The sequence below is a fragment of the Bradyrhizobium sp. USDA 3311 genome (assembly GCF_054062495.1).
Genome location: NZ_JBSSFI010000001.1, coordinates 5,953,206 through 5,976,790 on the forward strand (window position 1 = coordinate 5,953,206; position 23,585 = coordinate 5,976,790).

Below are 23,585 nucleotides of genomic sequence, written 5' to 3' on the forward strand. Positions count from 1 at the left end.
CCTGATCAAGTATCTTCGCACTTGACCGGTCGACCTTTCGGTATGGGTCAATCGCGTCGCTTTGATCGCGTGCCGTTCTCTTCCGGTCTGTCTCGGTGTGCGGACATCGTCAGATCGCCCTGGCATGTCTCACACGGGCAAGATACGGACTCCAGACGGCTTCAATGCATCTTCTTCCGAATCTTCCGGATGAACTCGCGCTGCTCCTCGATGTCCTCGCGGACCATCTCTCGAAGGTCCTTCAGCCCACTCGTGCTCCTCTTGGGCAGGAGGCTTCTTGGGTGGTTCCTTTTTCTCTCATGTCTGACCCCTTTGGAGCACCTGCTCAACCTCATGAGGTGGTGCTCCCATGCGGGCCAATAGGGGTCTCGGCGGTATTTGCTCGCGCAGCAAGAAAGCCGCCAGGAAATGATTACATGTTGATCTGCATTAAAAACGGGGGTCGGAATACGCTTAACGGCTGCCCCTCTCGCGCAAGCGATTACAGAAATCTTCCAGCACAGTCTGCAAGTTTTCGCAGTTTACGAGTAGCCGCTCCGCTTGTTCGCGCTCCGTTGTGCCGAAGGGATGACCATCGCGCATCTCCGTCATGCGCTTAACCCGATCACGTCCATCTGCGGCTCTTTTCTCCGCAAATTCGAGATGTTCCTGATCGTGCGCGAGCTTATCCAGTTCGGCGATCAATAGCCTGGTTATGGCCATTTGGCTGTTAAACGTCAGATCACTGCCGGTCAGGAGCCCGATGTAGTGATCTACGTTGGCTTTAGCGACGAACTGTTGCATCGGCCCCCTTAATCCCACTCCCCACGATGCCATTCTGCACCTGGACCGGACGTCTGGAAATATATTTCCTGCAGGAATTGTCACGTCGGCGTGACGAAAAGCTGTCGGGGTCGGCGACGCCCGCTATGGGTCAAAAGCGGCGGTCGGGCGTTAGCATGCGGCAGGTCCGATCTACCCTTCATAGCGGACCTACTTACGCCCGCGACGCCAACTGTCCGTGCGCCGATCCGACCCCCCAATAGAGTTCACGCAATAATCGGGACGCCGCATACGCCCCTCTCGCGAGCGCCAAATCCGCCGTACCGTTGAGCCGCGTGGTGGCAGGCACCACCCGTAAATTTCCCAAGCGTTGGCAACTGGGCGCGCTGGTTAAGTGGTCGGCAGGTTCTGAGCGCCGCGCCATGAAAGCACCGAAGCCAAAGCAATGGGCCGAGCAGGAAGTCCGACGTTTGGTCAGGCTCGCCCGGCAGGGCGTTGGCGTATCGAAGATAGCCACCGAGCTGGGCCGCCATGCCGGGTCGGTGAGGCGAATGGCGCGAACGATGGGAATACTGTTGAGGAAGTAGCCGTCGCTCGACGCGCGTAGGCGCTGATCCGTTGAGAGCAGGGCGGCGGCCCTACAGCCCGAAACTGCGACTAATCTCCCGCACAAGCCTGAACGCAGCGTCTGTATTTCGGCCGTAAAAGAGCGCCTGATCGATCTGCGAAAGAATGGTCAGCCCAAATAGCGCGATAGCAATGCCTCTAAACATGGTTGTGGACCGGGTTGAACGATGCAGCGCAAGTTCAAATCGGCCCCAGCCGCAGGTTGGGAGAAACAGCCGGGGCCGACATTCCCATTCCGTGTGCCGTAATCAGCGGTAATCGGCACGCTCACAGCAAGCCACGCTAATGCTAATGAATTGTCTCGAACGACCGAAATTCGGAAGAAAGCGCTTTGATGTCGCGGCGCCCGCGCTTCGCAGTGTAACACGCGGGCGGAGCCCCGACTAAACCGCCGGTGGGGAAGTCACGCCGAGCGCGAACGTGCACATCCACCTAAAATTTCGGTCGGCAAAGGTTTAACGTCTCACCGGTCAGATCACTTTGGCTTCTCTGCTCGAATGTGCAGAACGTAAAGCATGTTCTGAAACTCGTCGGTCACTTCCATCCGCCAGTCTCGGCCCGGCACCAGTTTCCCGTCAATGCCTTGGAGCATCTGCCCGGCCGTGACTGTGGCCTCCTTCCACGCTGCATGCTTGTCAGGAAGCTCCTCGCCCTCGCGGTCGATCTCGGTGCGCTCGTGCGTGATGTGAAAGAAGTATCTCGGCATGCGCGGTAATGCGCTACGGCGGATTCTGTTCCTATGGCGACTACTCAGGTGGCCGCAAACCGGGTGAGGTCAGCCACTGTCACGTGCGAACCCGTCTCGGCTTGGCAGTCGGGACTGACGGCCCAGTTTCTTGCCCCCCGCTCCGCTGGGGGCACATTTTAATGGCGCCAGGGGAGCTACCTGAGAGACGAAACCCTCAGTGCAGCTTCCGAGCTAGTTTCTTGATGACCTCGCGCAGGTCCTTTGTGTACTCCTCGACGATCCGCCGCGCTTCCTCTAACCGGGACGGCTTGGGCTTCTTGACCGGCTTTTGGGGGCAGGGCCTGCGCATGGGACGATGCTTCGGCCGAATTGAAGATCGCCATTGAGCCAAGTCAACGGTTCCGCAGATTAGGACACCTCTCAGATCGAGCAGGAAGTCAACCGGGGTCCAGAGCCACGTGTTGAGGTGGCTTCAGTCAGATTTCCTCCGTGCAGCAATCTCTTTGACCTTTGTCAACGTTCGCTCGAATTGCGATTTGAGATACTGCTCGTGCGCCAGGTCAGTCGGCTTCACCAGAAACGCGACTTTCACGAAGAAGCGGTTCAACAGCGAAGTAATCAAAAGATTGTCCGAGTATTTTGAACGGAGCGCCGTAAGCTGGCGACGCATCTCTACGAGATCAAGCGTTTCGTAGTCCGGCTGCTCTCTCAAGTGACGCTCGCGCGACTATCCAGTTCGAAGTCGCTGCACCGAGTATAATGGTGCGGCGACTTCGATGGGGTGTACCGGAAAGGGCAATATCCGGTGTGCGCAAACCTAGTCCTCTAGCGCGCGGCCGCAATCACGGTCTGGAATTAAGCTTGATGTTCGTGCTGCAAGTTAATTCTGGAACTGTGGCTGAGGCGAAGGAAGTGTCGAAAATGCGCTGCCCGGGCCGTTCAATGTTGAGCGCAGCGTGGGCACTCCCCATCTGCTGCCTTGCTGAGCTGCCGCGCGAATTCTTGTCTGAGGTCTTGCGTCTCCCAATTCGTGCCATCGCTCCTAACGATCCTCTTGGCGCGCTCGAAGGCGTGGCTTTCGGCTGCATCGTCGCCGACGCGGATGGTGACTTCAGAGTGGAAGGGGCAGACGGCGACGGCACGGGTTGTCTCCAGCGCGTAGTGCACAGTTGCGCTGAGATCGTCGGCATAATCTTCAACGGACATGTCGGGCCTCCCTGTCCGCATCTTGGGCGTTGCGATTGAGGTAAGGCAAGGCCCGGTGTGTCTAGGAGCCCGGGCCTCATAACCTCAGCAGCCTGACAACAGGTTGTTCGGCTACGCGTCCAGTCTGTCCGAGATGGGATGCTCTCACTCTGATGCTGCGCAAAGCTCCATCGGGCCAGCCTGACCCCTTGGGGCTGGAGGGGACAAGTGCGGGGCCAAGCGGTCCGACGGCTGGCGCCTGATGAGGTGCCATGCAATTGGAGGCTAGTCCCAGTCGGCGATAGCGCGCTCTGTTCACTTGTGAGCCGGAACAGGTATTTGTAATGTTCCCTCACTGGAACATCGAGGCCGCAAATGAAAGACATGCAGGCCCAACTGGAGAAGCTACAGCGAGATACCGCTGAGTGCGCCCTTATTCGCGACTTAGCGACTGACCCAAAAAAGCGCGAACTGTTTGCCAAACTGGCTGAACACCTTGCAGTGCTCGCATCCGCAGTGGAGCAGGCTATCGGTGAGAGCGCGGGCAGCGACATCGTTCCTGATCTGCCGCCCAGGCCGTAATAATGTGTGGCGCCGCTTGAGCGGGTTGCCCTAAGCTCCATCTCGCAATCAGGCATCGAATGCCTATTTTTCCCGCATGCGTTCATTTGAGTTTTGCCTGCCGAGCAAGGGCATTTCGGTCCCGGACGGCCCCGATTGGCTTCATGAAGTAAAGTACGACGGCTATCGCCTCCGTCTGGAGCGCGATGGCGACCGCGTGCGCCTGATCACGCGCGGCGGGTACAACTGGGCCACTCGCTATCCTTGGATCGTCGAGGCCGCTCGCAAGGTCCGCCAGAAGCAATTCGTGCTCGATGGCGAAGCGGTCGTGCTCGGCGTCGATGGAATCTCAGATTTTAATGCGCTTCACTCGCGCAAGTACGATCATGAGGTGCAGTTCTGCGCCTTTGATATTCTTGCTGAAGGTGGTGACGATCTCCGCATGCTCCCGTTGTCGATGCGGAAGACGAACTTGGAGCGCCTGCTGGCGCGGCATCCTGAAGGCGTTCTCGTTAATCCCTTTGAGCGTGGCGAGCTTGGACCTGACCTATTCCGCGCCGCGTGCGACATGGGTCTTGAAGGATTGGTATCGAAGCGTCGCGACCGGCCTTATAGGCGGGCCGGAGCAAGCATTGGGTAAAGGTAAAAAACCGCAGTCACCCCGCGATGGAACGGGAGCTGTGAGGTCGCGAACAAACAAGTTGGCAGCACCAGCATGTTGCACGCAAGCAACTCTTCTCTTGTTCCATGATTTGCGCCGTGGTTTCGGCTTCACACGATAAGCCTGACCTGCGTAGATAATCTGCGCGCAAATTGGCTGATCGGCGGGGAAGAAGCCGCGCGCATTTATCCGGCGCCTACAGAAAGACCGTCTGTAGATGGTCTTTCTGTAACGCCCGGCCGTTCGTATTTAGTCACGCAGGAGAATATTCGGGCTTTCCCGCGATCTCATATTATTTATGGGGCCGACTATGTTGGATGACGAATTCAATAGGCAACGTGCGAAAGTATTGCGTGAACTCGCAGAGCAAGCTGACCCTTTCATCAAAAAGCGGCTTTTAAATCTAGCGCAGCGCTACGAACCCAGTCAGCCCGCAAAGCAGAAAGGCCCCGACGATGTTGCACGTCGGGGCCTTTCAAGATCGTCAGGCACGGGTACCTCCGCCGGGCCTTCCGATCATTGATATCGCCGATTACACCATCCGATCTTGGTGCAGACTATGACAAGGCTGCTTCATCGGGGTGATCACATTCGGCCTGAAGGCTGATGGCCGCCAGTTCTGCGGCCAGCTCGCTGAACCGGACGAGCTGGCTGCTTCGCAGCGGGATCTTACGCCGTTTGTGACGTTGCCTCTTGTTCGCCGAGAATGACAATCATCGCGTCAACAGCCCGAACCGCCGCCGCCACGCAATGCGAACCTTCTTCTTTCGCTCGTAAGCCAGCTGGCGCACGGTCTCGGGTCCGAATGCGGTCGATCTCAGAGCGGCCCAATGGGGCAGCGCTGCCCCCATCTCCGCCGCCACCGAGTTCGGGATGCGAGACGGATCGCGGCCAATCCAGCCATCGAGCCGGTTCATGATCTTGTACGGCTCGCCGCCGGGGGGCGCAAATTTCATGAGGTCACCTCCCGCTCGTGAGTGGGCTCCAACGTGCTCATCGCGCGATGAGGCCCTTGAGGGACTGCTTCACGGGAGAATATTTGAAGTGTGGCTCCTTCGGCGGCTGAGCAGGCGCAGGCACCTGGGCCGATCCGTCGTCGGGACGCGGCAGCTCGGCCGATGCCGTACCAGCAACCACGGCATCGGCATGCGCACGCAACAGTTTGCTGACCAGTTCCAACGCCGCAGGGACCTCCGCGCGACAGATCGCCATGAACTTGTCGAGCCCGAGCGCGTCGAACACCAGCGGGACCGCACGAGCCGTGTGCTCGGAGAGGCGCGCGGCGATGCTATTGAATTCCGCGCCGACCTGGGTCAGCTCGCGAACGAGCAGTTCGATCTCGGCGGCGGTCTCAGCACGCACCTTGCGGTCCGCGATCTCGGCCTTAGTACGCTCAAGGGCCTCCAGCTGCTGATCGACTTCGGTGAGGGCAGCCTTCAAGGTGGCGCTACGGTCCTGTGCCGCACGCAATGCCGCTTCCGCGCGGTCAAGCTCGGCGTCATCGCCGTCGATGGGCGGCGGAGACATCGCCCGCTACGTTGCCCGACACGGCTCCGCTCGCGTCTCGAAGTTCGTGCTGCTGAGCTGCGTCACGCCATTGTTCGTCAAGACCGCGGATCACGACGGCGTCGACAAATCGGTACCCGACCGCAATAGGTGCGCTGATGCCGTACTGTTCACGGGCCTGCTGAATGAAGTCGCCGAGCTCGAGCGCACGATCCCGTACGTCCTCCTCGTCGAAGACGCCCTCCGCCAGGCGGCGCAAAAACCGCGGCATTCCGTTCTCCAGAACGCGACCGCGGGGCGAGAGGAGAGGGGAGCCAGGCGAGATCATGGCGCCGAGCCGCAGAAGATCGTTCTCGTCGCCTCCCGTGCCGTGAAGGATCCGAAGCTCCGATCGCACGGTAACTGACCGTGCGATCCAGCGGACTTAGCTTCCCATAGCCTCCCCAGATCTCTCCGGGGGCGAACGCCGGCGCTTCAAAGTCGAACAGGGATAGAAGAGCAGGGTTCGGGTCAACACCTACTCGGGCCACGCGGTCGCTCGCCGCGAGATACCGCACGATTGCCATCGCGGCGTGGGCATCGCACGCGACGGACCGGCTCGGCTCCAAGCACTGGCTGCGCGATGACCGCCCGCTTCGCGCGGTGCCAGAGTTCAGTAACGGGCCGGTCTGACGTCAGTGTCAAACTTCAGTCTCGGCTTCCAACGCCACCAGGACAGCTCTCGGGGCCGCCCAAACGGAAAGGGGCAATGTTGCCAAAGGAAGCCCGTGCCAAAATCAAAATGCGCCAGTGCCAAAGTTAAACGCGTACGACAGCCACACGCCGCTTGAGATGAAAACGGAGGGTCCTTCGCATAAGGTTCATTACGCGAAATTGGATGTCCAGCGACGTGTCTGCTCGTGTTTGACAGACGTCCCGACATTGAGAACAGGCCACGAACCGGGTTTGCCAACTCGCTATCAAAAATTGTCAACCGTCGGGGTCGCCGAACGTTTCGGGTATAATCTAAGACGTTGATAAGACTTCTGTTATTTGGTGAGCGCGCTGGGGCTCGAACCCAGGACCCCGTGATTAAAAGTCACGTGCTCTACCGGCTGAGCTACGCGCTCCCATGGCCGCGGATGGCTTTCAAGATCGATCGCCATCGTCTTCGGACATTCGAGAAGCATGTCTTGCCGCTGCGCTGAAGCTCGCGTCGCGGGGAAAAACCGGCTGTTTCCGGATCATGCTTTCGGCCCGCGCTGTGTAGGGTGAGTGGCTGCTGAGGTCAATAGCGCGGGTGGCTGCCGCAACTCTTGGCAGGAGCGGGGATTTGCTCGCGGTGTCCGCAGCTTAAGCCGGAATTTTCAACCCGATTGGCGGCCCGCTATCCACTCCGAACGCTGCCTGTGGCTTGGCGGCGCGGAGGTTGCGCCCGCGCCGAGAAGCCATCCGGCCGTCAGTTCGCCTCGCGCCTGACCTCGTTCGGCACGGCTTGCGGCGTGCCGGCGGGGGTCGGCAGCGCGACCGGGCGCAGGCCAATCAGCTCGGCGGTGCGGATCGCGCTGTCGCGCCAGAACTGGAACGAGTTGATGCGGCTGAGCTCGAGGATCGCGATGGCGACCGCGGCCAGGAACGGCAGGCTTTGCAGCACCAGCACGCCGGCGAAGATGTAGATCTCGGTGATCTGCCGGAAACTGTTGGAGGCGATCAGCACGCCGGCGCCGATCAGGAGCAGGGCGCCGATCACGGCCTCCCAGAACGCCTGGAACTCGATCGACATCCTGGACAGGCCGCCCTTGGAGGTGCGCGCGAAGGCGATGTGCTCGGTGATCAGTCCCTGCGCGACCGCGCGCGACACCGTCCACTGCACGCTCATCGCGGCGATCATCGCGCCCAGCATCTGGCCGGGTTTGATCGCGACGCGCGCCCGGTACATCGATAGGAAATGCGCCAGCGAGACGACGAAGGCGCCGATGATCGGCAGCGTCAGGATCTTGTCGGGGATGGCGATGTCGGCAAAGGCAACGATCGGCACCCAGACGAGGTTGAGCAGCGCCACGACCACGCCGAGGCTTTCGGCTCCCAGCCAGTTCAGCCAGCCGAGGCCGTATTCGCGCTTCTGGTCCGGCGTCAGCCGGCTCCGGCCGGGCAGGAAGTGCCGCCAGTGCTTCTTCACGATCTGGAGGCCGCCATAGGCCCAGCGGTGACGCTGCTTCTTGAAGGCCTCGTAGGTGTCGGGCAAGAGGCCCTGGCCGTAGCGGTGGTTGGTGTAATGCGTGACCCAACCGAGCTCCTGGATCGCAAGGCCGAGATCGCTATCCTCGCAGATCGTGTCGCTCGACCAGCCGCCGGCCATGTCCATCGCGGCGCGGCGGATCAGGCACATCGTGCCGTGCACGATGATGGCGTTGGCCTCGTTGCGCTGGACCATGCCGATGTCGAAGAAGCCGGCATATTCGCCGTTCATGATGTAGTGCATGATCGACAGGTCGCCGTCGCGATGTTCCTGCGGAGCCTGCACCAGGCCGACGCGCGGGTCGGCGAAAGCCGGCACGAGGTCCTTCAGCCAGTCGGGATCGACGACATAGTCGGCATCGAGGATGCCGATGATCTCGGCATCGACGGCGGTGCGGTCCATCGCGATGCGCAGCGCGCCGGCCTTGAAGCCCTGCACCTTCTCGGCGTTGATGAACTTGAAGCGTTCGCCGAGCGCGCGGCAGTGGTCCTGGATCGGCTGCCAGAAGGCGGGATCCGGCGTGTTGTTGATGATGACCACGCATTCGTAGTTCGGGTAGTTCAGCCGCGACAGCGCATCGAGCGTCTGCTTGAGCATCTCGACCGGCTCGAAGTAGGCCGGGATGTGGATCGAGACCTTCGGGTAGTAATTTTCGGGAACGTTCTCGACCGGCTTGCTCTTGGCGAGCAGCCGCTGCGGCGGCCGGCCGAAGGCGACGGCCGCGATCTCGTCGATGCGCGCCATCGCGATCAGCACCAGCGGAACAAGCAGGATCATGCCGAGCGTCAGCGCGAAGGCCGAGCCGAAGATGAAATAGTGCCCGTTCCAGAACGCGAACACGGTGGCGGCCCAGGCGCCGACGCCGTTGGCGGTCGCCGACAGCAGGAACGCCTGCCTGGCGGTCGGCTGCTGCAGCCGCAGGATCGGAAGCGACAAGAGGACGCCGACCAGCAGCGCGATCGTCATCAGCTTCCAGTAATCAGGGTTCTCCACCGGGCCGGTCCAGGCGAATTTCGGCTCGCGGCTGGCGTTGAGGATGCCCCAGTACGGACCGACGCCGCCTTCGAAGAACTTCCAGGGCTGATCGATCGCTTCGACGATGTTGTATTCCATGCCGATGGCTTCGGCGCGGCTGACGAAGTTGCGCAAGGTCAGCGCCTGCTGGAACGGACCGGGGTCGGCGTTGCGCAAGTTGTAGCCCTGGCTCGGCCAGCCGAACTCGGCGATCACGATGCGTTTGCCGGGGAACAGGTTCCGCAACAGGTTGTAGCGGTCGACGGCCTGGTCGACCGCCTGGTCCGAGCGGAAGTTTTCCCAATAGGGCAGCACGTGCGCGGCGATGAAATCGACGTTGGAGGCAAGGTCCGGATTGTCGCGCCAGATGTTCCAGATCTCGCCGGTCGTGACCGGCACGCGGACCGAGCCCTTGACCTTCTTGATCATGTCGATGAGGTCTTCGACCTTCTGCTCGCCGCGGTAGATCACCTCGTTGCCGACAACGACGCCGACGACGTTGCTGTTCTTGCGGGCAAGCTCGATGGCGGCCTTGATCTCGCGCTCGTTGCGATCCTTGTCCTTGTCGATCCAGGCGCCGACGGTGACCTTGAGACCGAACTCGGCCGCGATCGCCGGCACCAGCTCCACGCCGCCGGTGGACGAATAGAGGCGGATCGCGCGCGTCATCGTCGACAGCGTCTTCAGGTCGGCGCGGATTTTCTCGACGGTCGGGATGTTGTCGATGTCGGGATGGGCCGAGCCTTCGAACGGCGCGTAGGAGACGCTGGGGAGCAGACTCCTGAAGTCGGGCGCGGGTTCCTTGTCGCGCAAGACTCCCCACAGCCCAGCGTGAAGTGCGGACACAAGCAACAGAACGGCGGCGACAACGCGCATCGCGGCTAAACCAAAAGGGGCTGGGGTGGCAGGGAAGCGGATCTGACCCCGAGATCCGACCGAGTCCGCGGCAAATGGAGCATATCTCTGCCGCGCGGTTTCACAACTGTCATGGCCTCATGTCCTTATGAGGGCATGTCCTTTTTCGAAGAACGCGTCGCAGTGCCAATCGTTTCTATGGCCGGTCGTTCATGAACGGAGGCTGAAGCGACCCGCTGCTATTTCTGGGGCGCCGGTGTCGGGCTTGCCGCAGGCGCGGGGCTCGCGGCGGGCTGCGGGGCCTGCGCGTTGCCTGATGTCGGCGCTGCCGGCTGGGATGCCGCGGCCGCCGCCTGCTGCGGCTGGGAGGCCGGATTGATCCAGCAGGCGTGCACACGGCTGTCCAGGGTCTCGGCGACCTTGGGATCGATCTGGCCGCCGAAGCGGGTCAGGCAGCGGAAGGCGGCCTGGATGTGGCCGCCGGGGCAGCCGAAGCGGTCGTAGAGGTCGAGATGGCGGAACGCGGTATCGAGGTCATCCCGCCACATTAGCCGCACCACGCGCCGGCCGAGCCAGACGCACTCGGGGTTGCCGGCCGGGCCGTTGATGACCTGGGCGGCTTCGGCGAACTCGTCGGTGCGGCGCTGGTTCTGGGCGGCATCCTTGGCGGCGGCGTCGGCGGGCTGGGCGGCGGCTTTGCCCTGATCGGGGGCGGGCGTGCCGCTCTGGGCGGAGGCGCCAGCGAGACCAGCCAAGGCCAGAAGAGAGGAGACGGCCAAGGTGGCGGCGAACTGCCGCAGGACCGCATTTCGTGACTGACGCACCCGTTGCCGCATGAATTCCCCAACTTCTCCGCTGACCGCCCGCGTCAGGATCCCGCGGACGCGTCGGTGATGGCGTCCAAATGGGTCTCCAATGCGGCGGAAAATTCCCGGCCAGTTGCATGACCTGTATTTCGAATTTTGTCCAGCAAAGTCACGATCCTAGGCCTCTGTCGAACGGCCGCAGGTAAATTCCTTGGGGGAGGGAGGGATCCGCTCCGAACCACCCCCTTGGCAGATGGCGCGCGAGCAGGTAATCGACGGCGCTTCGCGGAGGACGGAACCGATTTCACTTCGTACGCCACTGGCGCTTCTGCTCGTTTCACTGGGTGCGATTGCTGCCGTGTGGTGGTGGCTGGCCACGCCAATCACGCTCGCGCGCGCCCCGATCGACCCCGCCGACAAGGTTCAGTGCGTCTCCTACGCGCCGTTCCGCGGCGAGCAGTCGCCGCTGAACGCATGGACCCATATCGAGGCCGACCAGATCGAGCAGGACCTGCGCCAGCTCAAGGAGATCACCGACTGCGTCCGCACCTATTCGATGGAGAACGGGCTCGACCAGGTTCCGGCGATCGCCGCCAAGGTCGGCGGGCTCAAGGTGCTCCAGGGGATCTGGCTCTCCAGCAACCGCGCCAAGAATTTTGAGCAGGTCGCGCTCGCCGTTCGCCTCACGAAGGAATACCCCGACATCATCACCTCGGTCATCGTTGGCAACGAGGTGCTGCTGCGCGGCGAGATGACGACGGCCGACCTCGTCTCCTTCATCCGCGCGGTGAAGGTGCAGGTTCGCGTGCCCGTCACCTATGCCGATGTCTGGGAGTTCTGGCTGAGGAATCGCGAAGTCTACGAGGCCGTCGACTTCGTGACGATCCACATCCTGCCCTATTGGGAAGACGTTCCGGTGCGCGCGAAATTCGCGGCTGCCCATGTCGAACAGATCCGCGAGCGCATGGCGGTGGCGTTTCCGGGCAAGGAAATCCTGATCGGCGAAACCGGCTGGCCGAGCGAAGGGCGCATGCGCGAGGGCGCGCTGCCGTCGCGCACCAACCAGGCGCGCGTGGTCTCTGAAATCCTGAGCCTTGCGAAGGCGCAGAAGTTCCGCGTCAACCTGATCGAGTCCTACGACCAGCCGTGGAAGCGCAAGCTGGAAGGTACCGCGGGCGGCTATTGGGGTCTCTATGACTCCGTGCGCCGGAACCTGAAATATCCGCCGGGCGAGCCGATCAGCAATTTCCCGTACTGGAAATGGTACATGGGCGCGGGTATGGGCCTTTGCGCGCTGGTGTTCGCGGTCGCTATCATCACGCTGCGCCGGCGGCCCTGGACGCCGCGCTTCTCGACCTGGCTCGGCGTCGCCATCTCGGCGACCACGGCAGGCGTCCTGCTCGGGGTCGGCGCCGACAAGGTGTACTATGAGAGCTACGGCTGGGGCGGCTGGCTGCACTGGGGTGCGCTGCTCGCCGCCGGCATCCTGTCGCCGATCTTCTGCGCGCAGGCGCTGGTGATCGGCCGCAGCCTGCCGACCTTCCTTGATCTGCTCGGCCCGAGCGAGGGGCGGAAATGGTCAAAGCTCACCGCCGTGCTCGGCCTCACGCTGGCGGTGACGGCGGTGATCGCGGCACAGACCGCGCTCGCCTTCGTGTTCGACCCGCGCTACCACGACTTCCCCTACGCCGCGCTGACGATGGCGGTGGTGCCGTTCGCGATCCTGATGCTGAACCGGCCGCAGATCGGCGTGCGTCCGATCGCGGAAGCGGTGTTCGCAGGCGTGCTCGCGCTGTCGGCCGCCTATGTGCTCTTCAACGAAGGCCGCGACAACTGGCAGTCGCTGTGGACCTGCGCGATGTATCTCTTGTTCGCGCTCACGCTGTGGCGGGCGCGGGCCGAGCAAAGCCAAGAATGAGCAGGCCGATCGCGAGGCCCGACAGCACGACATTGTAGAGCACGATGCCGAGGCCGGCGGCGACAACGCCGACGGTGAGCAGCACGATCGACGGCCGCATCAGGTTCAGCGTCGCCACCACCAGCGCGACGATGCCGAACACCGAATTCTTGAACAGTACGGTCGAGACCGAACGAGCCTTGCACATTAGGGTCTGCAAGCCGGCGTCGCAGGCAAGTCCGACGTTCGAGTTCTCGATGCCGAGATAGCGCAGATAGATCGCATAACCGACGGCTACGAAGCCGACAACGATCAGGAACTGCACCTGGTAGGGCGTGAGGCGGAAGGGCTTTTTTGTCATGCGCGCAATATGGTCGGGATGACGGGAGGGGGCAACAGGGGCGACCAACTTTTCTGTCCGTCGCTCGCAAGCCGTTACTGGTTAGCCAGCCGATCCAATCGGCACGACCATTCCCTACCGCCTGAAGAACGACGACAACGTCGATCCCGCCGAGGCCGTCTCCGGCTTGGCCGGTGCTGCCGGCTGCGCCGCAGGTGCAGGCGCGGGCTCCTCGCGCTTCGACGAGCGCTTTGAGGAATAGCTGCGGCGGCGCTTGTCCGGCTTGGCTGTGGGGGCGGGCGCAGGTGCGGTCTCGGCTTGCGGCGCCGCATCCGGATTCTTCTCGGCGTTCTTTTCCTGAATCCGGTCCTGAGACTTTTCTTGTCCCTTCTCCGAACCGCCGCGCATCGATAGCCGCTGGCCGTCGAACACGGTGGTCTCGCAGTGACGGTCGTTCTCGGCGAGACCCGCGCAGAGCTTTGCTGCGGCGGCCGCGTTGATCAGCGGGCCGGCGCCCAGTCGCAGCTGCATGCCGAGGCCGGTGGTGCCTTCCTTGATCATGATGATCGGCCGCAGCGTGGCAACTTCCGGATTCGATTTGGTCACGCCGCGCCAGAGCGCGCGCAGGCCATCGATCGAGTTGGCGCCGCCGAGATCGATCGCAAAGCGCGTTTGCTGAACCGCGATCGCGGGAGCCTCGCTTTCGGTTGCCTCCGGCGGCTTGGCTGATGCGGCTGCGATTTCGGTCGGGGCGGGTGTCGGCTCGGGCTTCTTCTCGGCGGTCTTCTCGGTTGTCTTTTCAGTCGTCTCGGGCTGAGTCAATTTCGACGCGGCGGGATCAGGCGGTGCCATGATCGACTTGGAGGGCACCAGCGGAAGCATCGGCAGCGCCGATGTCGTCGCCGGCGACTGCTGCACGAGGGAGGCCGCGGCCGCGCTCTGCGGCGGCTGGCTCGACGGCTCCTTCGCAGTCTCCTTCACTGTGTCTTTGGTCGGCTCCTTCGCCTGCTCCTTTGCGGCTGCCGCGCGCGGCTTGTCGCTGGATGGAGATGGCATCGAGGCGACCGGCGCGACGCTGGGCGCCGCAGGCTGCGCGTCGGGCGCCGGCGTGTCCTGCGGCTTCGCGGTCTGCCTGGCGATGGCGCCGGTGACGGAATCGAGCCCCTGCTCGAGCACGGTGACGCGCGAATAGAGCCGGTCGCGATCAGCGTTCAGTGTCTCGACGGCGGCGGCGAGGCGGCGCGCCTCGTTCTGGCTTTCCCTGGTCAGTAGCTGGAGCCGGTCGGCCTGGCGCACGAGATCGGCGGACGCCACCTGGTCGCGCCGCCAGCCGAGCTGGGCCTGGTTGGCCATCACCGCGATGACGACGGCGCCGACGGCCGCAACGCCCCAGGAGCCCAGCCGCCACATCATGCGGCGGTCGAACGCGCTTTCCTCGGCCAGAAGTCCGGAGAACAGCCCGCCAGTCTCCTTGGTGCCGAAGGCATCCGCCAGTGGGTCGGAATCCTTTGCCATGAACGTTAAGTGCCCAGCCCCGTTCAGCTTCCCCGAATCAATCAGGGAACATTAACAGGAAAAGCGTGTCGCACTTGAATTCCGGGCGTTTGCGGGGGTAGCAAGGCGGGCAGCATGAGGGCGGCCTGCCGCCTGCCGCGCCAGTTGATTCGGCCGTATCTGACAGGATCTCGATGACCGCCCGCTCCAGCCTCACGATCGTGCTTGCCGCCGGCGAAGGCACGCGCATGCGCTCACACCTGCCGAAAGTGCTGCATCCCGTCGCTCACCAGACGCTGCTCGCCCATGTGCTCACCGCCGCTCCCAATGGAACCGGCACCTCGCTCGCCGTCGTGATCGGCCCGGATCATCAGGCGGTTGCCGATGAGGCGAGGCGCATCCGCCCCGATGCGCTCACTTTCGTGCAAGCCGAACGGCTCGGCACCGCGCATGCGGTGCTGGCAGCGCGCGAGGCGATCGCGCGCGGCGTGGACGACCTCTTGATCGCCTTCGGTGACACGCCGCTGATTTCGGCCGCGACCTTTGCGCGTCTGCGCGCGCCGCTGGCGAACGGCGCCGCGCTCGCCGCGCTCGGCTTCCGCGCCGCGGACCCCGCCGGCTATGGCCGCTTCATCGTCGAGGGCGACCGCCTGGTCGCGATCCGCGAGCAGGCCGATGCCAGCGCGGACGAGCGCAAGATCGATCTGTGCAACGCCGGCGTGATGGCGATCGACGGGCGCCGCGCGCTCGCGATCCTGGATAAAATCGGCAATGCGAATTCCAAGGGCGAATATTATCTGACGGATGCGGTCGAGATCGTCCGCGAACAGGGATGGGAGTCCGTGGTGATCGAGACCAGCGAGGACGAGGTGCGCGGCATCAACACCAAGGCGCAGCTCGCGGAAGCCGAAAGCGTGATGCAGGCGCGCTTGCGCAAGGCGGCGATGGAGGCCGGCGTGACGCTGATTGCGCCCGAGACCGTTTATCTGTCCGCCGACACCGTGTTCGGCAAGGACGTCACCATCGAGCCGTTCGTGGTGATCGGCCCGGGCGTCTCGATCGCCGACGGCACGGTGATCCACTCCTTCTCGCACATCGTCGAGACCACGCTCGGCAGGAACGTCTCGATCGGACCCTATGCGCGGCTCAGGCCCGGCACCTCGCTCGGCGACGGTGCGCGGATCGGCAATTTCGTGGAGACCAAGGCGGCGACGCTGGAGGCCGGCGTCAAGGTCAACCATCTCTCATACATTGGGGACGCCACCGTCGGCGCCAATTCCAACATCGGCGCCGGCACCATCACCTGCAACTACGACGGCTTCAAGAAGCACAAGACCATCATTGGGCAAGGCGCCTTCGTCGGCACCAACTCCTCGCTGGTGGCGCCGGTGAAGATCGGCAACGGCGCCTATATCGGCTCCGGCTCGGTGATCACGCGCGACGTGCCCGACGACGCGATGGCGCTCGAGCGCAACCAGCAGACCATCAGGGAAGGTGGCGCGGCGCGCTATCGCGAGATGAAGACGCGCGGCAAGAAGCAGGAGAAGTGAGCGCTATTCGTCGTCGGCGAATTCGGAGAAGATCGCGCGGGTCAGGCGCCAGCCGCGCGGCTTGGCGCGCTTGGCCGGCTCGCCCTGCGGGTGCTTGGTGAAGACGGGCTTGCTTTCCTTGCCGCGCTGGGGCGGCGGCCAATGGGCGAGGTGCGTGCCCGTGGTCTCGCTGGCACGCAGATACAACGACGACAGACCTTTGCGGTCGGATGAGCCTTTCATGGCCTTGTTCTCCTGACCGGAATCGTTGGTCAAACTTGTTGACAACAAGTTAACGCGCGGGGTTAAAGGCCGGCCACATCGACGCAGGCCGGGCAATGGCGCCGTCGAATGCTGTCTCAATCAGCAATAATTATTGAGTATCTGGTACCTTAGGAACTTCGCTAAAAACTGAGCGCGTCGTTTTGGCGATTTTTCGACGATTTGGGGGATATTGATCCGCATGTGCGGGATTGTCGGCATTCTCGGGCGCGAACCGGTTGCAGAGCAATTGGTGGATTCGCTCAAACGTCTTGAATATCGCGGCTACGATTCCGCGGGCGTCGCCACGCTCGAAGGCAGGCATCTCGAGCGCCGCCGCGCCGAGGGCAAGCTGAAGAATCTGGAGAAGCGGCTGGAAGCCGAGCCGCTGAAGGGCACGACCGGCATCGGTCACACCCGCTGGGCCACCCACGGCAAACCGACCGTCAACAACGCCCATCCGCATGCGACCGAGCGCGTCGCCGTGGTCCACAACGGCATCATCGAGAATTTCCGCGAGCTGCGCGAGGAGCTCGAGAAGAACGGCACGGTGTTTCACACCGAGACCGACACCGAGATCGTGCTGCATCTCGTCGACGACCTGCTCACGCGCGGCAACAAGCCGGTCGAGGCGGTGAAGCTGGCGCTGGCGCGGCTGCGCGGCGCGTTTGCGCTCGGCTTCATCTTCGCCGGCGACAACGATCTGATGATCGGCGCCCGCAACGGCCCGCCGCTCGCGATCGGCTATGGCGACGGCGAGATGTATCTCGGCTCCGACGCCATCGCGCTCGGCCCGTTCACCGACACGATCAGCTATCTCGAGGACGGCGACTGGGTGGTGCTGACCCGCAAGAGCGCCACGATTTTCGACAAGGACGGCCACGCGGTCCAGCGCGAGAAGATCAAGCACGCCGCCTCGACCTCGCTGGTGGACAAGGCCAATTACCGCCACTTCATGGCCAAGGAGATCCACGAGCAGCCGGAAGTGGTCGGCCATACGCTGGCGCGCTACGTCGACATGGCGACCGAGCGCGTCTCGCTGCCGGTCAAGCTGCCGTTCGACTTCAAGAACATCCAGCGCATCAACATCACCGCCTGCGGCACCGCGAGCTATGCCGGCTTCGTCGCCAAATACTGGTTCGAGCGCTTCGCGCGCCTGCCGGTCGAGGTCGACGTCGCCTCCGAATTCCGCTACCGCGAGGCGCCCTTGCGCAAGGGCGATCTCGCCATCTTCATCTCGCAATCGGGCGAGACCGCCGATACGCTGGCCGCACTGCGCTATGCCAAGGCCGAGGGCGTGCACACGGTGGCCGTCGTCAACGTGCCGACCTCCACGATTGCGCGCGAGAGCGAGACGGTGCTGCCGACGCTGGCCGGACCCGAGATCGGGGTCGCCTCGACCAAGGCCTTCACCTGCCAGCTCATGGTGCTCGCGAACCTTGCGATCGCGGCCGGCAAGGCTAGAGGCGAATTGTCCGACGAGGACGAGACCAAGCTCGTCCACGGCCTCGTCGAGATCCCGCGCCTGATGTCGGATGCGCTCACCACGGAGCTTCAGATCGAGAAGCTGGCGCGCGAGATCGCGAAATCGCGCGACGTGCTCTATCTCGGCCGCGGCACCAGCTTCCCGCTCGCGCTCGAAGGCGCGCTGAAGCTGAAGGAGATCTCCTACATCCATGCCGAGGGCTACGCCGCCGGCGAGCTGAAGCACGGCCCGATCGCGCTGATCGACGAGACCATGCCGGTCGTCGTCATCGCGCCCTACGACCGGGTGTTCGAGAAGACGGTGTCGAACATGCAGGAGGTCGCCGCCCGCGGCGGCAAGATCATCCTGATGACCGACGCGAAGGGCGCGGAGGAGGCGACCGTCGAGTCGCTCGTCACCATCGTCATGCCCGACATGGCGGCGGCGTTCACGCCGATGGTCTATGCCGTCCCGGTGCAGCTGCTCGCCTATCATACGGCCGTCATCATGGGCACCGACGTCGACCAGCCGCGCAATCTCGCGAAATCGGTGACCGTGGAATAGGCAGAAGGGATCAGGCTGCGCTCTTCCAAAACCTGCTAGAAGACCCTAGCTTGAGTGCAGCGACTGACCTGGAACCCGAATGACCACCCGCGACGACGCGCCTGCGCCGCTTGATCCCATCCCGGAACCGCATACCGGCCTGATGGGCCGCATCCGCAACTACTTCCTGACCGGCCTCGTGGTGACGGGGCCGATCGCAATCACTCTCTATCTGGTCTGGTGGTTCGTCACCTGGGTCGACGGCGTGGTGCGGCCGTTCGTGCCGCTGGCCTATCGTCCGGAAACCTATCTGCCGTATGTCGTCCCCGGCTGGGGACTGATTGTCGCATTCTTCACGCTGACGCTGGTCGGCTTCCTCGCGGCCAACCTGATCGGCCGGACGCTGGTCGATGTCGGCGAGACCTTCCTCGGCCGCATCCCGGCGGTGCGCGCCATCTACCGCGGTCTGAAGCAGGTGTTCGAGACGCTGTTCTCGGGCAAGGGCTCGAGCTTCCGCAAAGTCGGCCTGGTCGAGTTTCCGTCGCCGGGCATGTGGTCGATCGTGCTGATCTCGCAGTCGCCGAATGAAGAGGTCGCGCGCAGCCTGCCCGGGCAGGAGGAGCACGTCTCGGTGTTCCTGCCGTGCTCGCCGAACCCGACCACGGGCTTCTTCTTCTACGTGCCCAAGAGCAAGATCGTCGAGGTCGACATGAGCACCGAGGATGCCGCGACCCTGATCATGTCGGCCGGCGTGGTGCAGCCGGGCGCGGCACCCGACCCGAAGAAGGCCGCGGCGCTCGCGGGCATGGCGAATGCCGCGCGCATCGCCAATGCGTCGGCACTCCAGCCCCAGCCTGCGAAGGTGGAGTAGGGCCATTCCCCTGCGGGATGGCCGCGATCACGCCAGGCCTCGCGTCGTCTGCTAGTCTTCCGGTTGAATCGGGCGCATCGCTCGGTGTTCGACCTGGAGTGCACGATGTCCAAGACGACGTCAAAAACCATTGCGATCCTCGCGCCCGGTGCCATGGGCAGCGCCGTGGCCCGCCGCCTCAGCGAAAACGGAGCGCGCGTGCTGACGTCGTTGAAGGGGCGAAGCGAAGCGACGCAAAAACGTGCGGCGGATGCCGGCATGATCGGCGCGGACGACGAGGCGATCGCCGAGGCCGACATCATCCTCTCGATCGTGCCGCCGGGCGAGGCTGTTGCACTCGCCGAGCGCCTCGCCGCGCTGATCGTCCGGCGCGCGAAGAAGCCGGTCGTTGTCGATTGCAACGCCGTCAATGTCGACACCGTGCTCAGGATCGAGGAGATCATCGGCTCGGCGCAGGCGCCGTTCGTCGATGCCGGCATCATCGGCTTCCCGCCGCAGCCCGGCGGCAAGAGCCCGGCCTTCTACATGTCCGGCGAGCACGCCGGCGAGGTGGCTGTTCTGAAGGACCTCGGCCTCGACGTGAGGATCGTCGAAGGCCCGGTCGGCGCTGCTTCCGCGCTCAAGATGTCCTACGCCGGCATCGTCAAGGGCCTGGCCGGCATCGGCTCGGCCATGGTGATCGCGGCAACGAAAGCGGGCGCCGCGGATGCGCTGCGCGACGAGCTCGCGCTGAGCCAGCCCGCGGTCCTGGCCCGGCTCGAAGTCGCGCTGCCGGACATGATCCCGAAGGCCTATCGCTGGGTCGCGGAGATGCGGGAGATTTCCGGCTTCCTCGGCGCCGATCATCCGGCCAGCCAGATCTACGAGGGCTTTGCGCGCTGGTTCGAGCACCTCGCCGAGGACGCGAAAGGCGAGGCGGTGGATGCCGGGCTGATGAAGGCGTTCGCCGCGAGCATCGCGCAGAAGAAGGCCTAGTCGTCCGGTCTCACGTCGTTGACTTGCCGTCCATTGGCGCGGAATCCAAAAATTCCTGGACGTCCCGGTCGCGTTTCAGGCGCACGACCGGGACGTCAGCGCATGGCGGGAAGGTTGCATGAAGTCGGCCGCGGCGAAAGGGCAAGTCTTCTGAAACGGCTCTATCCACGTCGTCATTGCGAGGCTCATCTGTTATTGTCTCTGCGGAAGCAGTTCTTCTGCAACGGGAGTTCGAATGAGCGTGCTGGTGATCGGCGCAGGAGCGCTCGGAGGTTATTACGGAGCTTGCCTGGCCCGGGCCGGCGGCGACGTGACCTTTCTGGTGCGGCCCGCGCGGGCCGAGCAGTTGCGGCGGGATGGATTGCAGGTCGTGAGCCCGCACGGCGACTTTGCCGTGCAGCCGAAGATCATCCTGGCAGGCGATCTCAAGGAGCTGTTCGACGTCGTGCTCGTCGGAGTGAAATCCTACTCGCTCGACGATGCGATGGCCCAGTTTGCGCCGGCAGTTGGCGCCAACACGATGATTTTGCCGATACTCAACGGGTTGAAACATATCGACGCTCTGACCGCGCGGTTCGGCGCGGCGCGCGTCCTCGGCGGGCTCGCGAACGTCAGTGCCGGCCTCGATGCGGATGGTCGTGTCGTTCAGTTCATGGCCAATCAGACGATTGTGTTTGGTGAGATCAAGGGTTCGTTGAGCGAGCGTGCGCTCGCGTTGGAGGCACTGCTCCAGGTCCCCGGTATCGACGTGCGCGCCAGCGAAGCGATCATGCAGGACATGTGGGAGAAATTCGTCCAGCTCAGCACGCTGGCCGGCATCACCTGCCTGATGCGCGCAAGCATCGGAGACATCCTGGCCGTGCCGAACGGCGAACAGTCTATCTTTCGGTTATTCGCGGAATGCTGCACCGTTGCGACGGCTTCGGGGTTCGAGCCGCGCGCCCCGTTCATCGAGTTTGACCGAAAACTCTTCACGACCCTGGACTCGCCGCTCAAGGCCTCGATGCTGCGCGATATCGAGCGCGGCTCGATCACCGAGGCGGAGCACATCCTCGGCGATATGGCCAATCGTGCCCGTGCGCTGGGCATCGACACACCGCTGCTGGATCTCGCCCGCGCGCATGTGGCGGCCTACGAAGTGGGGCGCCGAAGAGCAGCAGGCTAGCCCGCCCCGATCAGCGGGATCGCCTCATCGCGCTCATAGAGGTAGAGCAGGCACCTGAGCGCTTCGCCGCGCTCGCCCTTCAGCTTCGGATCGTCCTTGAGGATGCGTAGCGCCTCGTCGCGGGCCTGGGTGATGAGCTGGCCGTGCACCTCCGAGCGCGCGATGCGGTAGCCGGGGAGGCCGCTCTGACGCACGCCCAGCACGTCGCCTTCGCCGCGCAGCTTGAGGTCCTCCTCGGCGATACGAAAACCGTCGGTGGTCTCGCGGATCACCTTCAGCCGCGCCTTCGACATCTCGCCGAGTGGCTCGGAGTAGAGCAGCAGGCAGGTCGAGGCCTCCGAGCCGCGTCCGATGCGGCCGCGCAGCTGGTGGAGCTGGGCGAGGCCGAAGCGTTCGGCGTTCTCGATCACCATGATGGTGGCGGCCGGCACGTCGACGCCGACCTCGACCACGGTGGTCGCGACCAGCAGCCCGATCTCGTGGGCGGCGAACTGGCCCATGACGCGGTCTTTCTCGGTTCCCTTCATCTGGCCGTGGACGAGGCCGACCCGGTCGCCGAAACGCTTCTGCAAATTCTCGAAACGTTTGGTCGCATTGGTGAGGTGCTCGGTGCCCTCGGCCTCGGATTCCTCGACCAGCGGGCAGATCCAGTAGACCAGCTTGCCAGCCTGGAGCGCGCGGCCGATGCTATCCGTGACCTCGTTGAGGCGGCTCATCGAGATGGTGCGGGTCTCGATCGGCTGGCGGCCGGCGGGTTTTTCGCGGAGCTCGCTGATGTCCATGTCGCCGAAATAAGTCAGCACCAGCGTGCGCGGGATCGGGGTTGCGCTCAGCACCAGCACGTCAACGGCTTCGCCCTTCGAGGTCAGCGCGAGCCGTTCGCGCACGCCAAAGCGGTGCTGCTCGTCGACCACGGCGAGCGCGAGGTCCCGGAAGATCACGTCGTCCTGGATCAGCGCATGGGTGCCGACGAGCAGGTCGATCTCGCCCTCGGCAAGCTGGGCGATGATCTCGCGCCGTTCTTTGCCTTTTTCTCGGCCGGTGAGGATCGCGACCCGCAAGCCCGCGCGCTCGGCGAGCGGCGCGATGGTCTTGATGTGCTGGCGCGCCAAAATTTCCGTCGGCGCCATCAGCGCGGCCTGCTTGCCGACTTCGGCCACCGCTGCGGCCGCCAGCAGCGCGACCACGGTCTTGCCGGAGCCGACGTCGCCCTGGAGCAGCCGCAGCATGCGCACCGGCTGTTGCAGATCGCTCGCGATCGCCGCGGCGGCGTCGCGCTGGGACAGCGTCAACGCATAGGGCAGGGCGTCGATGATCTTGTTGCGCAGATGCCCGTCGCCGGCATTGCGTATGCCTGCCGGGCGGCGCAATTGCGCGCGGATCAGGGCCAGCGCGAGCTGGCCGGCCAGCAGTTCGTCGAAGGCGAGGCGCGACCAGAACGGCCGATCGGGCAAAATGTCCGTGAGCTCGACCGGCTGATGCACGCGGGTGAGGGCTTCCGCGATTGGCGGGAAGTGGCAGCGGCGCATCACCTCCGGGCTGATCCATTCCGGCAAGGCGGGCAATTTCTGAAGCGCTTGCGCGATTGCGCGGCGCAGTGAGCCGAGCGCGAGGCCCTCCGTCAGCGGATAGACCGGGTCGATCCCTGAGAGTTTTGAAATCGCCTCCTCGTCCAGCACGCGGTCGGGATGCACGATCTGGGGGATGCCGTCATACATCTGGAGCGTGCCGGAGACGTAGCGCTTCTCGCCCACAGGCAGCAGCTTTTCGACATAGCCGGGCTTGGCGCGGAAGAAGGTCAGCACGACGTCGCCGGTCTCGTCGCTGGCGTAGACCAGATACGGCGCCCGCGCGTTGCGCGGCGGGGGCGGGCGGTGGCGGTCGACGGTCACCTCCAGCGTCACCATGGTTCCCTGCACGGCGTCGCGAATCTTCGGCCGGGCGCGGCGGTCGATGACCTGGCTCGGCAGGTGCAGCAACAGATCGACCAGCCGCGGCGTCTCGTTGCGGCTGAGCAGGTACTGCAGCAGCTTGTCCTGCTTCGGACCGACGCCGGGCAGGCTGGTCACGGGAGCAAACAGCGGATTGAGCAGGCTGGGGCGCATCGGGGGAATCTAGGATCGTTTCGGCCCGTCATGCCCGGCTTTATGCCGTGCATCCAC

21 protein-coding genes, 1 tRNA gene and 1 pseudogene are annotated in these 23,585 nt (G+C 63.9%); 9 read left to right on the forward strand and 14 right to left on the reverse strand.

Annotation, left to right across the window (positions count from 1 at the left end; translation table 11 throughout):
- Positions 1-453 precede the first annotated feature (453 nt).
- Entirely contained in the window at positions 454-783 is a 330-nt protein-coding gene (locus tag ACVWW6_RS28575) for a hypothetical protein (RefSeq protein ID WP_038967404.1), read from the reverse strand.
- 317 nt (positions 784-1,100) lie between these two features.
- Between ACVWW6_RS28575 and ACVWW6_RS28580 the strand changes: the two genes are divergently transcribed.
- The gene (locus ACVWW6_RS28580) at positions 1,101-1,349 is read left to right on the forward strand and encodes a hypothetical protein (protein ID WP_304553542.1); all 249 of its coding nucleotides are present in this window, start codon (positions 1,101-1,103) and stop codon (positions 1,347-1,349) included.
- 515 nt (positions 1,350-1,864) lie between these two features.
- Here the strand turns inward: ACVWW6_RS28580 and ACVWW6_RS28585 are convergent.
- The 3 genes from ACVWW6_RS28585 to ACVWW6_RS28595 form a co-directional block, all read right to left on the reverse strand.
- Positions 1,865-2,095: a DUF6894 family protein gene (locus ACVWW6_RS28585; protein ID WP_304553541.1), complete on the reverse strand. Its 231-nt coding sequence runs from the start codon at positions 2,093-2,095 to the stop codon at positions 1,865-1,867.
- 454 nt (positions 2,096-2,549) lie between these two features.
- The gene (locus ACVWW6_RS28590; protein WP_304553540.1) at positions 2,550-2,789 is read right to left on the reverse strand and encodes a hypothetical protein; all 240 of its coding nucleotides are present in this window, start codon (positions 2,787-2,789) and stop codon (positions 2,550-2,552) included.
- A 227-nt stretch (positions 2,790-3,016) separates the two neighbouring features.
- On the reverse strand, positions 3,017-3,283 hold the full coding sequence (locus ACVWW6_RS28595; protein ID WP_038967406.1) for a hypothetical protein: 267 nt from the start codon (positions 3,281-3,283) through the stop codon (positions 3,017-3,019).
- Between the two features lie 354 nt (positions 3,284-3,637).
- Between ACVWW6_RS28595 and ACVWW6_RS28600 the strand changes: the two genes are divergently transcribed.
- Both ACVWW6_RS28600 and ACVWW6_RS28605 read left to right on the forward strand, forming a co-directional pair.
- A complete protein-coding gene (locus ACVWW6_RS28600) occupies positions 3,638-3,844 on the forward strand; it encodes a hypothetical protein (protein ID WP_456681766.1) in 207 nt (68 codons plus the stop codon).
- 76 nt (positions 3,845-3,920) lie between these two features.
- On the forward strand, positions 3,921-4,463 hold the full coding sequence (locus ACVWW6_RS28605) for an ATP-dependent DNA ligase (RefSeq protein WP_456681767.1): 543 nt from the start codon (positions 3,921-3,923) through the stop codon (positions 4,461-4,463).
- A 734-nt stretch (positions 4,464-5,197) separates the two neighbouring features.
- Here ACVWW6_RS28605 and ACVWW6_RS28610 read toward each other — a convergent pair.
- From ACVWW6_RS28610 to ACVWW6_RS28635, 6 genes and pseudogenes are all read right to left on the reverse strand, one after another.
- On the reverse strand, positions 5,198-5,440 hold the full coding sequence (locus ACVWW6_RS28610) for a hypothetical protein (RefSeq protein WP_456681768.1): 243 nt from the start codon (positions 5,438-5,440) through the stop codon (positions 5,198-5,200).
- Positions 5,441-5,477: 37 nt separating this feature from the next.
- On the reverse strand, positions 5,478-5,924 hold the full coding sequence (locus ACVWW6_RS28615) for a hypothetical protein (protein ID WP_456681769.1): 447 nt from the start codon (positions 5,922-5,924) through the stop codon (positions 5,478-5,480).
- A 199-nt stretch (positions 5,925-6,123) separates the two neighbouring features.
- Positions 6,124-6,405: pseudogene (locus ACVWW6_RS28620) on the reverse strand (alpha/beta hydrolase); the annotation flags it as partial.
- A gap of 618 nt (positions 6,406-7,023) precedes the next feature.
- A tRNA-Lys gene (locus ACVWW6_RS28625) sits at positions 7,024-7,099 on the reverse strand.
- 329 nt (positions 7,100-7,428) lie between these two features.
- Positions 7,429-10,098, reverse strand: coding sequence for a glycosyltransferase (locus ACVWW6_RS28630; protein WP_161534886.1), 2,670 nt, complete (start codon positions 10,096-10,098; stop codon positions 7,429-7,431).
- Positions 10,099-10,316: 218 nt separating this feature from the next.
- A complete protein-coding gene (locus ACVWW6_RS28635) occupies positions 10,317-10,913 on the reverse strand; it encodes a hypothetical protein (protein ID WP_011087384.1) in 597 nt (198 codons plus the stop codon).
- A 223-nt stretch (positions 10,914-11,136) separates the two neighbouring features.
- On the opposite strand from ACVWW6_RS28635, the gene ACVWW6_RS28640 reads away from it, so the two are divergent.
- Positions 11,137-12,801 (forward strand): glycoside hydrolase family 17 protein, encoded by a 1,665-nt coding sequence (locus tag ACVWW6_RS28640; protein WP_011087383.1) that lies wholly within the window; start codon positions 11,137-11,139, stop codon positions 12,799-12,801.
- On the opposite strand, the gene ACVWW6_RS28645 is transcribed toward ACVWW6_RS28640, so the two are convergent.
- Both ACVWW6_RS28645 and ACVWW6_RS28650 read right to left on the reverse strand, forming a co-directional pair.
- Positions 12,761-13,141 (reverse strand): hypothetical protein, encoded by a 381-nt coding sequence (locus ACVWW6_RS28645; protein ID WP_011087382.1) that lies wholly within the window; start codon positions 13,139-13,141, stop codon positions 12,761-12,763. The two genes, ACVWW6_RS28640 and ACVWW6_RS28645, sit on opposite strands and share 41 nt — an antisense overlap.
- 114 nt (positions 13,142-13,255) lie before the next feature.
- Positions 13,256-14,635, reverse strand: a complete 1,380-nt coding sequence (locus ACVWW6_RS28650) for a hypothetical protein (protein ID WP_304553527.1) — start codon at positions 14,633-14,635, stop codon at positions 13,256-13,258.
- Positions 14,636-14,808: 173 nt separating this feature from the next.
- Between ACVWW6_RS28650 and glmU the strand changes: the two genes are divergently transcribed.
- Positions 14,809-16,164, forward strand: a complete 1,356-nt coding sequence (gene glmU, locus ACVWW6_RS28655; RefSeq protein ID WP_456681770.1) for a bifunctional UDP-N-acetylglucosamine diphosphorylase/glucosamine-1-phosphate N-acetyltransferase GlmU — start codon at positions 14,809-14,811, stop codon at positions 16,162-16,164.
- Positions 16,165-16,167: 3 nt separating this feature from the next.
- On the opposite strand, the gene ACVWW6_RS28660 is transcribed toward glmU, so the two are convergent.
- Positions 16,168-16,386 (reverse strand): hypothetical protein, encoded by a 219-nt coding sequence (locus ACVWW6_RS28660; protein ID WP_028173960.1) that lies wholly within the window; start codon positions 16,384-16,386, stop codon positions 16,168-16,170.
- A 220-nt stretch (positions 16,387-16,606) separates the two neighbouring features.
- On the opposite strand from ACVWW6_RS28660, the gene glmS reads away from it, so the two are divergent.
- From glmS to panE, 4 genes are all read left to right on the forward strand, one after another.
- Complete coding sequence (gene glmS, locus ACVWW6_RS28665; protein WP_456681771.1) at positions 16,607-18,433, forward strand: glutamine--fructose-6-phosphate transaminase (isomerizing); 1,827 nt, start codon at positions 16,607-16,609, stop codon at positions 18,431-18,433.
- A gap of 79 nt (positions 18,434-18,512) precedes the next feature.
- Positions 18,513-19,283, forward strand: coding sequence for a DUF502 domain-containing protein (locus tag ACVWW6_RS28670; protein WP_011087377.1), 771 nt, complete (start codon positions 18,513-18,515; stop codon positions 19,281-19,283).
- Positions 19,284-19,388: 105 nt separating this feature from the next.
- On the forward strand, positions 19,389-20,258 hold the full coding sequence (locus ACVWW6_RS28675) for an NAD(P)-dependent oxidoreductase (RefSeq protein WP_060913094.1): 870 nt from the start codon (positions 19,389-19,391) through the stop codon (positions 20,256-20,258).
- A gap of 235 nt (positions 20,259-20,493) precedes the next feature.
- Positions 20,494-21,423, forward strand: coding sequence for a 2-dehydropantoate 2-reductase (gene panE, locus ACVWW6_RS28680; RefSeq protein WP_456681772.1), 930 nt, complete (start codon positions 20,494-20,496; stop codon positions 21,421-21,423).
- Here the strand turns inward: panE and recG are convergent.
- Positions 21,420-23,528 carry an ATP-dependent DNA helicase RecG gene (gene recG / locus ACVWW6_RS28685; RefSeq protein WP_011087374.1) on the reverse strand — a complete coding sequence of 703 codons (2,109 nt, stop codon included), beginning with the start codon at positions 23,526-23,528 and terminating at the stop codon, positions 21,420-21,422. The two genes, panE and recG, sit on opposite strands and share 4 nt — an antisense overlap.
- Positions 23,529-23,585 lie beyond the last annotated feature (57 nt).

What these genes read in the sequence shown, in the direction of transcription:
- glmU (WP_456681770.1), top strand. Translation starts at nt 14,809, where the DNA reads ATGACCGCCCGCTCCAGCCTCACGATCGTGCTTGCCGCCGGCGAAGGC.
- ACVWW6_RS28630 (WP_161534886.1), bottom strand. Translation starts at nt 10,098, where the DNA reads ATGCGCGTTGTCGCCGCCGTTCTGTTGCTTGTGTCCGCACTTCACGCT.
- ACVWW6_RS28675 (WP_060913094.1), top strand. Translation starts at nt 19,389, where the DNA reads ATGTCCAAGACGACGTCAAAAACCATTGCGATCCTCGCGCCCGGTGCC.
- ACVWW6_RS28575 (WP_038967404.1), bottom strand. Translation starts at nt 783, where the DNA reads ATGCAACAGTTCGTCGCTAAAGCCAACGTAGATCACTACATCGGGCTC.
- ACVWW6_RS28585 (WP_304553541.1), bottom strand. Translation starts at nt 2,095, where the DNA reads ATGCCGAGATACTTCTTTCACATCACGCACGAGCGCACCGAGATCGAC.
- ACVWW6_RS28635 (WP_011087384.1), bottom strand. Translation starts at nt 10,913, where the DNA reads ATGCGGCAACGGGTGCGTCAGTCACGAAATGCGGTCCTGCGGCAGTTC.
- recG (WP_011087374.1), bottom strand. Translation starts at nt 23,528, where the DNA reads ATGCGCCCCAGCCTGCTCAATCCGCTGTTTGCTCCCGTGACCAGCCTG.
- ACVWW6_RS28605 (WP_456681767.1), top strand. Translation starts at nt 3,921, where the DNA reads ATGCGTTCATTTGAGTTTTGCCTGCCGAGCAAGGGCATTTCGGTCCCG.
- ACVWW6_RS28595 (WP_038967406.1), bottom strand. Translation starts at nt 3,283, where the DNA reads ATGTCCGTTGAAGATTATGCCGACGATCTCAGCGCAACTGTGCACTAC.
- ACVWW6_RS28660 (WP_028173960.1), bottom strand. Translation starts at nt 16,386, where the DNA reads ATGAAAGGCTCATCCGACCGCAAAGGTCTGTCGTCGTTGTATCTGCGT.
- ACVWW6_RS28670 (WP_011087377.1), top strand. Translation starts at nt 18,513, where the DNA reads ATGACCACCCGCGACGACGCGCCTGCGCCGCTTGATCCCATCCCGGAA.
- ACVWW6_RS28650 (WP_304553527.1), bottom strand. Translation starts at nt 14,635, where the DNA reads ATGGCAAAGGATTCCGACCCACTGGCGGATGCCTTCGGCACCAAGGAG.
- panE (WP_456681772.1), top strand. Translation starts at nt 20,494, where the DNA reads ATGAGCGTGCTGGTGATCGGCGCAGGAGCGCTCGGAGGTTATTACGGA.
- ACVWW6_RS28600 (WP_456681766.1), top strand. Translation starts at nt 3,638, where the DNA reads ATGAAAGACATGCAGGCCCAACTGGAGAAGCTACAGCGAGATACCGCT.
- ACVWW6_RS28640 (WP_011087383.1), top strand. Translation starts at nt 11,137, where the DNA reads ATGGCGCGCGAGCAGGTAATCGACGGCGCTTCGCGGAGGACGGAACCG.
- ACVWW6_RS28645 (WP_011087382.1), bottom strand. Translation starts at nt 13,141, where the DNA reads ATGACAAAAAAGCCCTTCCGCCTCACGCCCTACCAGGTGCAGTTCCTG.
- glmS (WP_456681771.1), top strand. Translation starts at nt 16,607, where the DNA reads ATGTGCGGGATTGTCGGCATTCTCGGGCGCGAACCGGTTGCAGAGCAA.
- ACVWW6_RS28610 (WP_456681768.1), bottom strand. Translation starts at nt 5,440, where the DNA reads ATGAAATTTGCGCCCCCCGGCGGCGAGCCGTACAAGATCATGAACCGG.